General features: G+C 62.3%; 13 protein-coding genes. 8 read left to right on the forward strand and 5 right to left on the reverse strand.

Features of this window, described 5'->3' with window-relative positions; translation table 11 throughout:
- Positions 1-39 precede the first annotated feature (39 nt).
- Positions 40-330, forward strand: coding sequence for a 4a-hydroxytetrahydrobiopterin dehydratase (locus IQ25_RS13530; RefSeq protein WP_144906682.1), 291 nt, complete (start codon positions 40-42; stop codon positions 328-330).
- 730 nt (positions 331-1,060) lie between these two features.
- Here IQ25_RS13530 and IQ25_RS13540 read toward each other — a convergent pair.
- Both IQ25_RS13540 and IQ25_RS13545 read right to left on the reverse strand, forming a co-directional pair.
- Positions 1,061-1,864: an SDR family oxidoreductase gene (locus IQ25_RS13540; protein WP_144906693.1), complete on the reverse strand. Its 804-nt coding sequence runs from the start codon at positions 1,862-1,864 to the stop codon at positions 1,061-1,063.
- A gap of 36 nt (positions 1,865-1,900) precedes the next feature.
- Entirely contained in the window at positions 1,901-2,518 is a 618-nt protein-coding gene (locus IQ25_RS13545; RefSeq protein ID WP_144906695.1) for a DNA-3-methyladenine glycosylase family protein, read from the reverse strand.
- A gap of 136 nt (positions 2,519-2,654) precedes the next feature.
- Here IQ25_RS13545 and IQ25_RS13550 point away from each other — a divergent pair, with 136 nt between their 5' ends.
- Positions 2,655-2,972, forward strand: a complete 318-nt coding sequence (locus IQ25_RS13550; protein WP_144906697.1) for a 2Fe-2S iron-sulfur cluster-binding protein — start codon at positions 2,655-2,657, stop codon at positions 2,970-2,972.
- 470 nt (positions 2,973-3,442) lie between these two features.
- Entirely contained in the window at positions 3,443-6,592 is a 3,150-nt protein-coding gene (locus tag IQ25_RS13555) for a TonB-dependent receptor domain-containing protein (protein WP_338112226.1), read from the forward strand.
- Between the two features lie 213 nt (positions 6,593-6,805).
- Here the strand turns inward: IQ25_RS13555 and argC are convergent, their stop codons facing one another.
- The 3 genes from argC to IQ25_RS13570 are packed head-to-tail and all read right to left on the reverse strand — an operon-like array spanning position 6,806 to position 9,539.
- Positions 6,806-7,735: an N-acetyl-gamma-glutamyl-phosphate reductase gene (gene argC, locus IQ25_RS13560; RefSeq protein ID WP_144906699.1), complete on the reverse strand. Its 930-nt coding sequence runs from the start codon at positions 7,733-7,735 to the stop codon at positions 6,806-6,808.
- On the reverse strand, positions 7,732-8,157 hold the full coding sequence (locus IQ25_RS13565; protein WP_258537039.1) for an SH3 domain-containing protein: 426 nt from the start codon (positions 8,155-8,157) through the stop codon (positions 7,732-7,734). Before IQ25_RS13565 ends, argC begins: the two co-directional genes overlap by 4 nt.
- Complete coding sequence (locus tag IQ25_RS13570; RefSeq protein ID WP_144906701.1) at positions 8,157-9,539, reverse strand: leucyl aminopeptidase family protein; 1,383 nt, start codon at positions 9,537-9,539, stop codon at positions 8,157-8,159. Before IQ25_RS13570 ends, IQ25_RS13565 begins: the two co-directional genes overlap by 1 nt.
- Before the next feature lie 53 nt (positions 9,540-9,592).
- On the opposite strand from IQ25_RS13570, the gene IQ25_RS13575 reads away from it, so the two are divergent.
- The 5 genes from IQ25_RS13575 (at position 9,593) to IQ25_RS13595 (ending at position 14,161) form a co-directional block, all read left to right on the forward strand.
- A complete protein-coding gene (locus tag IQ25_RS13575) occupies positions 9,593-10,393 on the forward strand; it encodes a DUF4163 domain-containing protein (RefSeq protein ID WP_144906703.1) in 801 nt (266 codons plus the stop codon).
- Between the two features lie 46 nt (positions 10,394-10,439).
- Complete coding sequence (gene map, locus IQ25_RS13580) at positions 10,440-11,279, forward strand: type I methionyl aminopeptidase (protein WP_144906705.1); 840 nt, start codon at positions 10,440-10,442, stop codon at positions 11,277-11,279.
- Between the two features lie 272 nt (positions 11,280-11,551).
- Positions 11,552-11,890, forward strand: a complete 339-nt coding sequence (locus tag IQ25_RS13585) for a P-II family nitrogen regulator (RefSeq protein WP_144906707.1) — start codon at positions 11,552-11,554, stop codon at positions 11,888-11,890.
- Positions 11,891-12,050: 160 nt separating this feature from the next.
- Positions 12,051-13,460 (forward strand): type I glutamate--ammonia ligase, encoded by a 1,410-nt coding sequence (gene glnA / locus IQ25_RS13590; RefSeq protein ID WP_144906709.1) that lies wholly within the window; start codon positions 12,051-12,053, stop codon positions 13,458-13,460.
- A gap of 206 nt (positions 13,461-13,666) precedes the next feature.
- Complete coding sequence (locus IQ25_RS13595; RefSeq protein WP_338112227.1) at positions 13,667-14,161, forward strand: CHAP domain-containing protein; 495 nt, start codon at positions 13,667-13,669, stop codon at positions 14,159-14,161.
- Positions 14,162-14,182 lie beyond the last annotated feature (21 nt).

Consider the following 14,182-nt stretch of genomic DNA (forward strand, 5'->3'; position numbering starts at 1 on the left):
GAAACGGCGGCAACTGCCAAGGATGCCGAAGGACCAATCATGACCGTAACCCGCCTGACCGACGCCGAACGCGACTCGCTGCTGGCCGAACTCCCAGAATGGCAATTGCGCAACGACGGCCTCGCCATCACCCGCACCTTCCGCTTCGCCGATTTCTCGGAAAGCTGGGCCTTCATGAACCGCGTCGCCCTCTACGCCGAAAAAGCCGACCACCACCCCGAATGGTTCAACGTCTACAACCGCGTGGAGGTGACGCTGACGACGCATGACGCTGATGGGCTGTCGGCAAGGGATGCGGCAATGGCGCGAGCGATTGAGACTTATCTCTGATGTCTCAATTTGTGCCGGGCGACATCTATGAGGATTGCGCTCAACACCCGTGCCTGTGCATCGGCGTGAGCGAGAAAGACGACGAAATTTGGGGTATCTCCCTGATTGACGGCTCTTATCCCCGAGCCTGCAGCCTCGCCCATTGCGGCGTTGAAAAGCTAACGGCTCAGGAGGCGTGGGACCGCAAAAAATCGATCGAGGGAATAAGCTGGGAAGACGGAACTTAAGAGGCGCGGCAATTGCGCGTGTGATGGGGTTTCTTTGAAGCCCCGAATTCCTTGACTAAACGGCAATTTTTCGAAGTCTCTGACTGAAATCAACCGTTCCATACGCAACGTCGTTGCGAACGTGGCGAAGCTATGACACCATTTCTGCATGGCGCGTAAACTTAGATTGTTACTCGGACTGTTCTGGCTGCTTTTTGTGGCTCCGTTTATATTCTTAGGTTACCTCTGGGGAGGTAGTACTCCGCTCTGGCCGCCGGTCACGCAAGGCACTCAAACCGATTTCATCGTGTGGGTTTGCTTGTTCCTTTTTTGCTACGGACTTCCGCTTGTGGCCATCTCTCTCGTCTTTGCCTCAAGAAAGTCCATCACGGATCAATAACTTCACTGGCACCTTTCCACCCCATTCCCGTCATCCAAGTACTTCACATCACATCCCAAAACCCACCGTCGCCCCCGACCTGATCCGGGGCCCCGCTTTTCTTGGGCGGCACAAGCAAGGCACTCTACTTCCCCAAAGGCCGCTCCCCAGACCGCATCTGCTTGCGCAAAGCCCCCGGCATCCAGCGGGAGGCAAACGCCAGCCGCCGCGCCGTCTTGCCGACCAGCGTGTGCACCTTGTCCCCATGCACCGCCGCCCAGGCGGCCTCGGCCACCTCGCTCACCGGCGTGATTTCCAGCCCCGCGCCGCGCACGCGCGTCCGGATATCCTCATTGCTGGCGCGGTTGGGGGCGTGGTCGAGCAGCGGCGTCTCTATGAACCCCGGCATCAGGTCGCGCACCTTGATCCTGTCATCCGCCCATTCGCCATCCAACGCTTCGGTAACCGCACGCACCCCGAACTTGGTCGCCGAATAGACCGAGGCTCCGGGCGAGCCATAGATGCCTGCCGCGCTCGCCGTGTTGAGCAGACACGATCCCGGCCCGCTTGCCTTCAACCATGTATGCGCCGCCTGCGCCCCGAAGATCACGCCCTTGAGATTGATGTCGAGCGTGCGCTCGATCTCCTCAGACGTCAGATCGACAATCGCCCCGCCAATCGGAATCCCGGCATTGTTGAACACCACATCGATCCCGCCGCCCGCAGCCTTCGCGCAATCGGCCAGAGCCTGATCCCACGCCGCCCGGTCGCGCACGTCCAGCTTGTGCAGCGAGCTTTGCCCCGGCGGCAGCATTGTCGCGGTCTCGGCCATGCCGTGCTCGTTGATGTCCGCTATCCCGACGAACCAGCCGCCTTGCGCAAAGCGCTGCGCCACCGCGCGCCCGATGCCCGATGCGCCGCCAGTAATGAAGATCGTCTTGCGCGCCACGCGGCCCCTCCTGCTCACATTATTGTCAGCAGCAGATTACAGCGCCGCATTGTTATAGCAATGCCACGTGAAGATCGCCGCCGCCCCGCGATGAGGCCGCCAGTCCTCGGCCAGCGCACGCGTCTCCTTCTCGCTTGGCCTCTCTGCAAGGCCCAGCAGCTTGCCCAGCCCGACCTGCACGGCCAGATCGCCAGCAGGCCAGATGTCCGGCCGACCTTCGGCAAAGAGCAGATATATTTCCGCCGACCACCGCCCGATGCCCTTGATCCTGACCAGCTCGGCAATCGCCTCCTCATCGTCTGCTGGCAGCGCCCCAAGATCGAGTTCGCCCGACACAACCAGCTCGCACAACGACCGCGCATAGCCCTGCTTCTGACGCGACAGGCCGCAGGCGCGCAGCGAATCGAAATCGGCGGCAAGCAGGTCGTGCGGCGGCAAATCCTCGCCCAGCAGTGCCTCCAGCTTGTTCCATACCGAAGCGGCCGCCGAAACGCTCACTTGCTGGCCAACGATAGTGCGCAGCAGGGTGCGATAGCCGGTCGAGCGAATGCGTGGTTCGGGATAGCCCACTCGCTCGATCGCGCTCGCCAGCAGCGGATTGCGCGCCGCGATGTGGTCCAGGCCTTCGCGGATGGCCTCGGCTGAAAGTCCCACCTTAATTCTCCGCATCCGTGATCTGGCCGGATCGGCAGTTGCCAAAGCCGGAATGGCGCGATAGCAGCCCCACCCAAAGGCGAACAGGGGGCGCAGGTATGCGTTTGGGCCCGTCGCCGCATTTGGAGAACGAACGATGCCGAAGATCGTGGTTGTCAATCGTGCGGGTGAAGAAAAGACCGTAGAGGCCGATGCCGGCCTTTCGGTGATGGAAGCGATCCGCGACAACGGATTCGACGAACTGCTCGCGCTGTGCGGCGGCTGCTGCTCGTGCGCCACGTGCCACGTCTATATTGACCCGGCATTCGCAGACAAGGTCGCTCCGATGAGCGAGGACGAGAACGACCTGCTCGACAGCTCGGACCATCGCAACGAAACCTCACGTCTTTCGTGCCAGGTGCAGCTCACCAGCGCGCTTGAGGGCCTTCGCGTGACGATCGCGCCGGAAGACTGATCCTTCCAGCCTTTGCGCCGAAAAAGGGCCCGCCTCCACCCGGAGCGCGGGCCCTTTTTCTTGGCACGCGCAGCCCGCCCCACCCGTCTGGCGAAAGCCGCCGCGGAATTTTGCGATCAACCGTTTTCGCTTCATCGATATTTCCGGGAACGGATATGCAGCTCGCGCGTGCGACTGCTTTCAGGCGCAGTTTGTTCACCGGCCGAGCCCTTGGGTTCCAGCAACATCCGGACTCTGAAGATAGTTTCCTGCGTAATTATCTTTGCCTCTAACCAAAGTTATGGAAACACTACTTTCAATTTGCGACAAAGTGTTGCCAAGCGCGATGAAGCTTTGCATTTTCAATCCTTGTCACATGAACGCAACACTAACTTTCGCTTAATGTGAAAATCTGGATTTGCGGTTTGAAAGCGCAAGTTCGCGTCGTCACACAGGCGCATCTCTCGCACCCATGCACCGGCTGACCGCAATTGCGGCAGCGTTCGGACTGGGCGCGCGGGGCTGCCGCCGTGCTCCATGGCGGCAGACGTTCAGGACAAGAGGTCGCCTACGTGAACATCAACTATCTCGCCGCGCTCCGCTCGGGCGCGACCCCTCTGGCGATGGGCTTCGCGCTCGTCTCCACCGCAGCATTCGCCCAGGATGCAACAACTACGGCAGCGCCGCAAAGCATCGACTGCAGCATCACGCCAGATGATCCGAGCTGTGGTGATACACAGGCAATCGTCGTCACCGGCTCGATCCTGCGCCGCACCGACACCGAGACCGTTTCGCCGGTCACCACGGTCACACAGGAAAACCTCGACCAGCGCGGCATCTCGACCGTGCAGGAAGGCCTGCAGTCGCTGGCGGCTAACAACGGCCCGGCGCTGACCAACTCGTTCACCGCCAATGGTGCCTTCGCAGCCGGTGCATCGGCCATCTCGCTGCGCGGCCTTTCGACCAACTCGACGCTGGTGCTGTTCGACGGCATGCGCGCGGCCTACTATCCGCTGGCTGACGACGGCTCGCGCAACTTCGTCGACCTTAACACAATCCCAGACGACATCGTCGATCGCGTCCAGATCCTGCGTGACGGTGCTTCAGCCGCCTACGGTGCGGACGCCATCGCCGGCGTGGTCAACATCATTACCAAGCGTGAATTCAAGGGCGTGCGCGCCCGTGGCGAAGCCGGCATTTCCGATCGCGGCGATGCCTCGCAATACCGCCTGTCGCTGACCGCTGGCGTGGGCGACATCGAAGAGAACGGCTACAACGCCTACGTCTCGGGGTTCTACTACAAGAGCAACAAGCTCATGAACCGCGACCGCGGCTATCCCTTCAACACGGATGACCTGCGCGGCGTGTGCTCGCCCGATGGCAATTGCGGCAGCGACGACCGCATCAATTCGCCCACGGCAACCAGCTTTACCGGTGCGGGCGGCCCGCTGATTGTCCGTCCCTACGATCCGACCAACACCACGGCGCTGGGCCGCTTCCAGCTGCTCAACAACGTCGGGTGCGACAGTGCGTATTCCCTGACGCCCGCGCAGCTTGCGGGGGCGGCGAACGCAGCGCAGCCGTTGCAGACCTGCACCGTTGACCTCACCCGCAAGTACGGCGTGATCCAGCCAGAAATCGAACGCTGGGGCGTTTCAGCCCGCGTCACGGCGGCACTGACTGACAGCATTGAAGGGTACGCAGAGTTCAACTTCATCCAGAGCAAGTCTGCCTACAGCGGCTTGCCCGAAGCGATCTCTCGCAATGCCAATGCCGGCATTCTCTTCCCGGGCTTCTCGACCTCGAACAACGCTGCCAGCCGCGCGCCGGGTTCGTTCGCGCTGACCCTGCCGGTCTATGTCTGCGCCAATGGCGTGGGTGATGCGAGCGGCCTCAACACGGGCTGTAATGCCACCAACGGCACGCTCAACCCGAACAACCCGTTCGCCGGTGCCGGACAGCTTGCCCGTATCCAAGGCCGCTTGTTTGATCAGGCGACCTTCAATGAAACCCGCAACCGGGCCTATCGTGGTGCAATCGGCATCAAGGGCGACCTGACCGACAGCATCAACTTCGATTTCGGCGCGACCGCGATGCACGACGATCTGCGGCGCACGCAGAAGGGCTATGTCTACATCGCCAATCTGCTGACGGCGATCGCGCGCGGCACCTACAACTTCGTCGATCCGACCCAGAACACGCAGGCCCAGAACGACTTCATTCGCCCGACGCAGATCCTGAACGCCACCTCTGACCAGGTACAGTTCCAGGGCACGCTCGGTGCGGATCTGTTCGATCTGCCGGGTGGCAAGCTGCAAGTCGCAGTCGGCGCCGGCGCCCGGTACGAAGCGGTCGATGCGCCTTCGGGCAACCCCGACTATTTCGGTCCGACGCAGCGCTATTTCACGCTGAACGCCTTCGGCACCAAGGGCAGCCGCTGGGTCTATTCGGGCTTTGCCGAAATCAACGCGCCGATCGTCGACAAGGTCGAAATCAACCTCGCGGGTCGCTATGACAAATACTCGAGCGGCCAGAACGCTTTCAGCCCCAAGGCTGGCATCAAGTTCAAGCCGATCGACGAACTTCTGATCCGCGGCACCTGGTCGAAGGGTTTCCGCATTCCTTCGTTCGGCGAGGCCAACGCCCTGCCGACGACGGGCTTCGTGACCAACAGCGCCGGCATCTTCAACAATGCCTATCTGGCGCAGTACGGCTGCAACACCGGCACGACTTCCGACAGCAACCCGAACGGCTACAGCACCTGCCCGACCTACATCCGCTCAGCTTCCTATGGCCAGACGACGCTGGCCTCGCCGAACCTGAAGCCGGAACGTTCGCGCAGCTTCACCGCTGGCTTCGTGTTCGAGCCGGTCCGCAACTTCACGCTGTCGGTCGACTACTACAACATCAAGAAGACCGGCGTGATCACGCAGCCTTCGAACGCACCAGCGCTTGAAGCTTACTACACCGGCCAGCCAATCCCGGCGGGCTACACCGTGATCGCGGACGCTCCCAGCCCCGACTTCCCGAATGCGACGCCACGCCTCGCCTTCATCCAGTCGCAGCTGATCAACGCGAACACGCAGACCGTGTCGGGCCTCGACTTCCAGATCGACGGCCGGATCAACCTGACGGACAACATCCGCTTCACCAGCCATCTCGAAGCCAGCTACATCATCAAGCTGGAATCGGACTTGACCAACAGTGGCGGTGGCGTGGAGCGCTATGACGGGACGCTCGGCAACTTCAACCTGACGGCAGGTTCGGGGACTCCGAAGTGGCACGGCTACTGGCTGAACGGCCTGCAGTTCGACGACAATCTCGAGATCAACACCACTGTAAACTACTTCGGTGGCTACAACCTCTCGGCGATGGACCAGGGCGACCTCTACAAGGACTGCGGCCAGAACCCCGGCTACAGCCCGACCGGTTGCGACGTTCCGCGTTACATCACGTTCGACCTGCAGACGCGCTTCAAGGTCAACGACCGCTTCACGCTGTCGCTTACCGCGCTGAACCTGTTCGACAAGATGCCGCCGGTCGATGTCGTGACCTACGGCGCGCACCTCTACAACCCGATCCAAGGCGGACAGGGCATCCTTGGCCGTTACTTCAAGGTTGGCTTCCAGGCCGACTTTTAAGTCCACGTAACGTAGTTTCTACGTCACGTTTCCAGAAACTGAAGGGGCGGCATCTCGCGATGTCGCCCCTCTTTTTTTGACGCATGAGGTTGAAACACACGCGAAAATGCAAGCACCCCCGCGAAGGCGGGAGCCTCGGTGTTGCTAGAGCATCAGCGCAAACCCACTGGGGTCCCCGCCTACGCGGGGACGCAGCATTTATGGTATCGGGAGTTAGAGCCGCAGCCCCGCCGTCTCGTCCAACCCGGCCATCAGGTTCAGCGTCTGCACCGCAGCCCCGCTTGCCCCCTTGCCGAGGTTATCGAGCACGGCCACCAGCCGCGCCTGTTCGCCATCGGCGCTGCCCATCACATGCAGCGCAAGGCCGTCCCACGGCTCCATCGAAGCGCGCATCAGCATCTCGCCATCAGCAGGAAGCTCCTGCGCCACGGTGACGATCGGCGATCCGGCATAGAACTGCGTCAGTGCAGCGCGCAGCAGTTCTGCAGGCACGTTGCCGGGCATCACGCCCAGCGGCAGAGGGATTTCGACAACCATGCCGCGATGGGCATTGACCACTGCAGGGCTGAACAGCGGCGGGATGGCAACGCCGGTGTAGCGCTGCATCTCGGGCACATGCTTGTGACCGAACGTCAGGCCATATCCACGCCAGGCGATGTCGGTGTCAGCCTCGAACCGCCCGATCAGCGCCTTGCCGCCGCCCGAGTAGCCCGAGACAGCATTGCAACTGTAGGGCCATGCAGCCGGAAGCAGTCCGTTGTGCACCAAAGGCGCGAGCAGGCCGATGAAGCCGGTGGGATAGCAGCCAGGATTCGAAACGCGCTTGGCCTCGGCCACCGTCTCGCGTCCGACGATCTCGGGGAAACCATAAGTCCAGCCATCGGCAACACGATACGCGGTCGAAGCGTCAATCACACGGGTGCGATCGTTGCGGATCATCGCCACGGCATCGCGTGCGGCGTCATCAGGCAGACACAGGATCACCACATCGGCGTCGTTGATGGCCTCGGCGCGGGCAGCATCGTCCTTGCGCCGCGCATCGTCGAGCGCGATCAGCGCAAACTCACTGCGCCCGGCAAGCCGCTCGGCAATCTCGAGGCCCGTAGTGCCTGCTGCACCGTCGATGAATACTGAAGTAGTCACGCTACCGCTTCCAGCTTGCCGACTTCGACATAACCGACAAGCTGGTCCGATTGCGCCTGGCCCCAGGCCCAGCCACCCGCCATGTCAAGAACGTCGAACATTTCACCGGCGGCCAAGGCGCGTAGTTCCGCCGCATCAGCCTTGCCAGCACCGCGCAGCACCGCACCACTCTTGACCGCGTGCGGCATCGGCACGGCATAGTGTGGCACGAAGTATTTCCCCGCGAGGCCGATATGCGCAAGGTCACCACGCACCGGCAGGTGCGGCTTGTCCGATCGGTCAGCCGGACGCGACAGCTGGAGCTGTCCGCTAGGCAGTTCGGTGGAAAGTGGCATGGCTTCGACGGTCAATTCAGGGTGTCCCCGCAGCAGGAAAGCCGGGCGATTAGCGGCGTCGGCGCTGTCAGGCAAGCTGTGGTGCATCACGAATAGCGGCTCTTGAGCAACCCCCAGGCCGCGCGAAGTCCCAATGCATCACCGCCCTTCGGACGCCCGGGCTTGCCCACGGGGCGCCAGGCGAAGGTATCGAAGTGCGCCCAATCAATGCCTTCGCCGACGAAACGATCAAGAAACAGCGCCGCAACGCTCGCCCCTGCAAAGCCGTTCGCGGGTGAATTCTGCAGGTCGGCCACATCCGACTTGAGGTATTCGCGGTACCCATCGTGCAACGGAAGTTGCCAGCACGGGTCGTCCCGCTCGATACCTGCGGTCAGCAGTCCCTGCGCGGTTTCCGCCTTGCGCGCGAACATGGCGGGCAGATCCGGTCCGAGCGCAACGCGTGCCGCTCCGGTCAGGGTGGCAAAATCGATCACGAGTTCGGACTTCAACTCGGTGGCGCGGGTCAGCGCGTCGCCCAGCACCAGCCTGCCCTCCGCATCGGTGTTGGTGATCTCCACCGAAAGCCCGGCGCGAGACCGCAGGATGTCCCCCGGCCGGAACGCGTTGCCTGAAATCGCGTTTTCGACTGCAGGAACAAGCACGTGCAACCGGATTTTCAAGCCCATCGCCATGATCAGACCTGCCAGCGCCAGCGCGTGCGCCGCCCCGCCCATGTCCTTCTTCATCAAGGCCATTCCCGAGGACGGCTTGATGTCGAGACCTCCCGAATCAAAGCACACTCCCTTGCCGACAATGGCCACGCGCGGATGCTTGGGATCGCCCCACTCGATCTCGATCAGGCGCGGCGCATGGCTGCGCGCAGCAGCGCGGCCCACAGCATGGACCATCGGATAGTCGTGCTCCAGCGCATCGCCGGAAACGACGTGAACTTCGGCATGATGCCGCTTGGCCAGCGCCCGCGCCTCGGCCTCAAGCTGCAGCGGGCCCATGTCCTCTGCCGGCGTGTTTACCAGATCGCGTACCATCAGCACAGCCGTCGCCTCGGCCAGCGCAGGCTCGATCAGCGCGACATCCTTGGTCAGCAGGATGCGCGGTTCGGCGTCCTTGGCATCCTTGCGGTAGCGATCAAAGCGGTATTGTCCGGTTACCCAGCCATGCAGCGCCTTGCCCGGTTCGCCACCGACGCGTCGATAAGTGCCGCCTGGCAGGACGTCGGCCAGCTTGGCCATGCACCACGAGGACAGGTCGTTCACATTCGCCACGCCCGCCACGGCAAACCAGCCATCGCCGTCAGGCACGATCGCGTGCTCGTACCCCCCGCCCTCGAACTTCTGCGCCACAAGCGCGGCGCGTTGGCCGCCGTTGAGGCTCTTGAGAAAGTCGGGCAGCGTCGCCTTGTCGACCAGATGGAGTGCAATGGCCTGCTGGCCGCGATCGGGCTGGATCAGCGCGTTTCTGTCAGTCATGTTGCACAAGGACATGCCGCATGGCGCGGCACGTTGCGAGAGGAAATTGCCTGATGCGTATTCTGCTTTTCACCTCGCTTGCGCTGCTCGCAGGTTGCTCGGCCGAGAAAGCGCCCGCTCCAGCGCCCAGCATGGAAGCTTCAGCGCAACCACCCGCGCCTACCGCCCCGCCAGCACAAATCCCGGTCACGGCACGCGAAGTCCACGAAAAGAACGACCTTTACGAGTTCGACTACTCCTACCCTGCCACCGCCGGTAGCATTCCGGCTCTGAAGGCGCTGTTGGACGGTGAACTCGAGAAAGCCCGACGGGAACTGAAGGCAGAAGCCACGGAAGGTCAGAAGCTGGCCCAGGAAGGCGGTTATCCGTTCAACCCCTACAGCCACAGCGTCGAATGGAAGGTCGTCACCGACCTCCCGGCGTGGCTGAGCATGTCGACGTTGGTCGGCTTCTACAGCGGCGGCGCGCATCCCAACTACGTCTACGATACCATCCTGTGGGACAGGATCGCAGGCAAACGCCGCGCGCCGATTGATCTGTTCACTTCCAAAGCCGCGCTGACCGAGTCCATCCGCGCACCGTTCTGCAAGGAACTCGATCGCCAGCGGGCAAGGAAGCGCGAAGGGCAGAACATGGGCGACATCGCCGAATTCAGCGAATGCATCGACCCGGCAGAACAAACGGTCATCCTCGGCTCGTCGAATGGCAAGGCCTTTGACCGCATCGGCATCCTCATCTCCCCCTATGCCGCAGGCCCCTATGCCGAGGGCGATTACGAGGTGACAGTGCCGGTAACGCCCAAGGTGCTCGCCGCCGTCAGGCCCGAATACCGCGCCGCTTTCGTCGCACGATGAAATCCGCCGTGGCCAGAGGGTCGCAATTTGCAGGCAATGTCGCTACATGGCCAGCATGACCGAATATCTGACCGTTGAAGACCACGACGTCCAATTGCGTGACGGCACCATCAAGCTCCATGGCCCCGCAGGCTTCGAAGGGATGCGCAAGGCCGGACGCCTTGCCGCCGAGATTCTCGATGCCCTGGCCCCGCTGGTGGTGCCCGGAGTCCGGACCGATTATCTCGACGACGTCGTTCGGCAGATGACGCTCGATGGCGGCGCGGTCCCGGCAACGCTCGGTTATCGCGGCTACACCCATTCCTGCTGCATCTCGATCAATCACGTCGTCTGCCATGGCATCCCTTCGGAAAAGACGCTGAAGGACGGCGACATCGTCAATATCGACGTCACCCCGCTGCTCGATGGCTGGCATGGCGATACCAGCCGCATGTACCTCGTCGGTGACGTGCCGCTGAAGGCCAAACGCCTCGTCGACGTGACCTATGAATGCCTGATGATGGGGATCGAGCACGCCAGGCCCGGCGCGCGCCTGGGCGATATCGGCGCTGCAATCCAGGCCCATGCCGAAAAACAGCGCTACGGCGTCGTGCGCGAATTTTGCGGCCATGGCCTCGGTCGCCTGTTCCACGATGCGCCCGAAGTGGTCCACGCCGCCCGTGCGGGAACGGGGCCAGAACTCAAGCCCGGCATGTTCTTCACGATCGAGCCGATGATCAACCTCGGCAAGCCCGGCGTGAAAATCCTCGAGGATGGCTGGACGGCGGTAACGCGTGACCGCTCGCTCTCGGCGCAGTTCGAGCACTCCATCGGCATCACCGAGGACGGCTGCGAGATCTTTACCGCCAGCCCGAAAGGCCTCGACAAGCCTCCTTACGCGGCTTGACCTGCCCTCTCCTGCCCAAAAAACAGGCAGGCGTTGCGCAAAAATTATGCATGAATTGAACAAGCCTGCGCAATCTTGCGCATGTTGGCTTCGTGCATTCGATTCAAATCTTGCCGAACCCCTGATTTTACGGCTTTCGCGTTGCAGCGTGATCGCCTAGTGCTTTGCCTCAGCGCGTGGCACGATTCTTGTAATGCCGTCGTCACGCACGGGAACTCATTGCCGGAACGCCACTGCGGCGGCCCGGCCAGCGTTGCAGGGGTCTGAACGACGTGAAAAAGGTCGAAGCGATCATCAAGCCCTTCAAGCTCGATGAAGTAAAGGAAGCGCTGCACGAGATCGGCGTGTCGGGCATCACGGTGACCGAAGCCAAGGGTTTCGGCCGCCAGAAGGGGCATACCGAACTCTATCGCGGCGCCGAATATGTCGTGGATTTCCTGCCCAAGGTGAAGCTCGAGGTCGTGGTCGGCGATGCTCTGGTTGACCGGGTCGTCGAAGCGATCGCTTCCGCCGCCCAGACCGGCCGCATCGGCGATGGCAAGATCTTCGTGATCCCCGTCGAAAGCGCGCTGCGCATCCGTACCGGAGAGCGCAACGACGATGCGATCTGATCGGGCGATCTGATCGGCATGACAATACCAGTTTGAGGCCTGTCCGGATGTTCGCGTCCGGCTGGCAGCATAACGGGGGTGGCCTGTGGACGGGCAGCCTCCAGACAACCACCCCAGATACCCCCGGACCTCTCCGCCGGGGCATTAAGAAGGACCAGCGATGGCAACTGCAAAGGACATCCTTGCCCGTATCAAGGACGAGGAAATCGAATGGGTCGACCTGCGCTTCACTGACCCGAAGGGCAAGTGGCAGCACCTGACCATGGTCTCGACCGTGCTCGGCGAAGACGAGCTGGAAGACGGCCTGATGTTCGACGGTTCGTCGATCGAAGGCTGGAAGGCCATCAACGAGTCGGACATGATCCTCAAGCCCGACCTTGATGCCGTTTACATCGATCCGTTCTCGGCCTCGCCGATGCTGGTCATCTGCTGCGACATCGTCGAACCGTCGACCGGCGAACTCTACGCCCGTGACCCGCGTTCGACCGCCAAGCGCGCAGAAGCATTCGTCAAGTCGGCCGGTTTCGGCGACACCGTCTATGTCGGCCCGGAAGCTGAGTTCTTCCTGTTCGACGACGTCAAGTTCTACGACGGCTACGACGGCAACGGCTTCAAGATCGACGACATCGAACTGCCGACCAACTCGGCCAAGGACTACGAAGGCGGCAACCTCGGTCACCGTCCGCGCGCCAAGGGCGGCTACTTCCCGGTCGCTCCGGTTGACAGCTGCGTCGACATTCGCGGCGAAATGGTCCGCACGATGATCGAAATGGGCCTGCCCTGCGACAAGCACCACCACGAAGTGGCCTCGGCCCAGCACGAACTCGGCCTGACCTTCGGCACGCTCGTTCAGACGGCTGACCGCATGCAGGTCTACAAGTACGTCGTGCAGCAGGTCGCCCAGGCCTATGGCAAGACCGCAACGTTCATGCCGAAGCCGATCAAGACCGACAATGGTTCGGGCATGCACACCCACATCTCGATCTGGGACGGTGGCAAGCCGCTCTTCGCAGGCAACGGCTATGCCGGCCTGTCGGAAATGTGCCTGTACTTCATCGGCGGCGTGATCAAGCACGCCAAGGCACTGAACGCCTTCACCAACCCGACCACCAACAGCTACAAGCGTCTGGTGCCGGGCTATGAAGCCCCCGTGCTGCTCGCCTACTCGGCTCGCAACCGCTCGGCCTCGTGCCGCATCCCCTATGGCGCTGGCGCCAAGGCGAAGCGCGTCGAGTTCCGCTTCCCCGACGCGATGGCCAACCCCTACCTGTGCTATGCGGCGCTGCTCATGGCTGGTCTCGACGGGATCAAGAACAAGATCCACCCGGGCGAAGCCATGGACAAGAACCTGTACGACCTGCCGCCGGCAGAGCTCGCCCAGGTTCCGACCGTTTGCGGTTCGCTCCGTGAAGCGCTCGACAGCCTCGAAGCCGACCATGAATTCCTGCTTCAGGGTGGCGTGTTCACCAAGGACCAGATCGAGGCCTACATCGAACTGAAGTGGCCGGAAGTGATGCGCTGGGAAACCACGCCGTCGGCCGTCGAGTTCGACATGTACTACTCGCTCTGATCCATTCGGTCAGCGAAGACATAGAGGGCGTCCGGGAAACCGGGCGCCCTTATTGTTTTGCGGGGGCCGCCTGCAGCGGGGAACGCACGAGTTTGTGATTTTATCCACAGCCGCCGGACATTTTGCGACGAACCGAGACGAGCTGTGATTGCGGCAGGATGAACGGAGGGGTGCAGGACTCCTCGAATCCGCGGAAATCCTTAGTCATGCTGCACATGATAAAGAACGCGGTCGCAGCATTTCTCGCACTCTTCGCCTTTGCCGCCCTGCCCTCGGCAGCGCATGCCCGGCTCCAGTGCGTAACCTACGCCCGCCAGATTTCCGACGTCCAGATCAGCGGCAACGCGCGTGACTGGTGGAGCAATGCGGAAGGCAGCTACGATCGTGGCCAGCAGCCCAAGGCCGGTGCCGTTCTCGCTTTTGCTGGCACCCGCGCTATGCCCTATGGCCACGTCGCCGTCGTCCGCAAGGTCGTCGATGCGCGCCACATCCTGATCGATCATGCCAACTGGTCAGGTCCGGGCATGGTCGAAAAGGGCGTCATGGCAATCGACGTTTCGGCAGCCGGGGATTGGAGCGAAGTCCGCGTATGGTATGCGCCGACCCGTTCGGTGGGCCTGCGCGCCAGCCCAGCCAAGGGCTTCATCTACCCCCGCACCCTGACGGCTGACGCTTCTTCGGCAAAGCCCGCCAAGGGCTGATCCGCAACGGCGGCGAGCGCC

Origin of the sequence: Novosphingobium taihuense, from assembly GCF_007830315.1 — a bacterium.
In the GTDB taxonomy this organism is placed as follows: Bacteria; Pseudomonadota; Alphaproteobacteria; order Sphingomonadales; family Sphingomonadaceae; genus Novosphingobium; species Novosphingobium taihuense.

What these genes read in the sequence shown, in the direction of transcription:
- IQ25_RS13530 (WP_144906682.1), top strand. Translation starts at nt 40, where the DNA reads ATGACCGTAACCCGCCTGACCGACGCCGAACGCGACTCGCTGCTGGCC.
- IQ25_RS13595 (WP_338112227.1), top strand. Translation starts at nt 13,667, where the DNA reads ATGCTGCACATGATAAAGAACGCGGTCGCAGCATTTCTCGCACTCTTC.
- map (WP_144906705.1), top strand. Translation starts at nt 10,440, where the DNA reads ATGGCCAGCATGACCGAATATCTGACCGTTGAAGACCACGACGTCCAA.
- IQ25_RS13565 (WP_258537039.1), bottom strand. Translation starts at nt 8,157, where the DNA reads ATGCACCACAGCTTGCCTGACAGCGCCGACGCCGCTAATCGCCCGGCT.
- IQ25_RS13570 (WP_144906701.1), bottom strand. Translation starts at nt 9,539, where the DNA reads ATGACTGACAGAAACGCGCTGATCCAGCCCGATCGCGGCCAGCAGGCC.
- IQ25_RS13575 (WP_144906703.1), top strand. Translation starts at nt 9,593, where the DNA reads ATGCGTATTCTGCTTTTCACCTCGCTTGCGCTGCTCGCAGGTTGCTCG.
- IQ25_RS13550 (WP_144906697.1), top strand. Translation starts at nt 2,655, where the DNA reads ATGCCGAAGATCGTGGTTGTCAATCGTGCGGGTGAAGAAAAGACCGTA.
- glnA (WP_144906709.1), top strand. Translation starts at nt 12,051, where the DNA reads ATGGCAACTGCAAAGGACATCCTTGCCCGTATCAAGGACGAGGAAATC.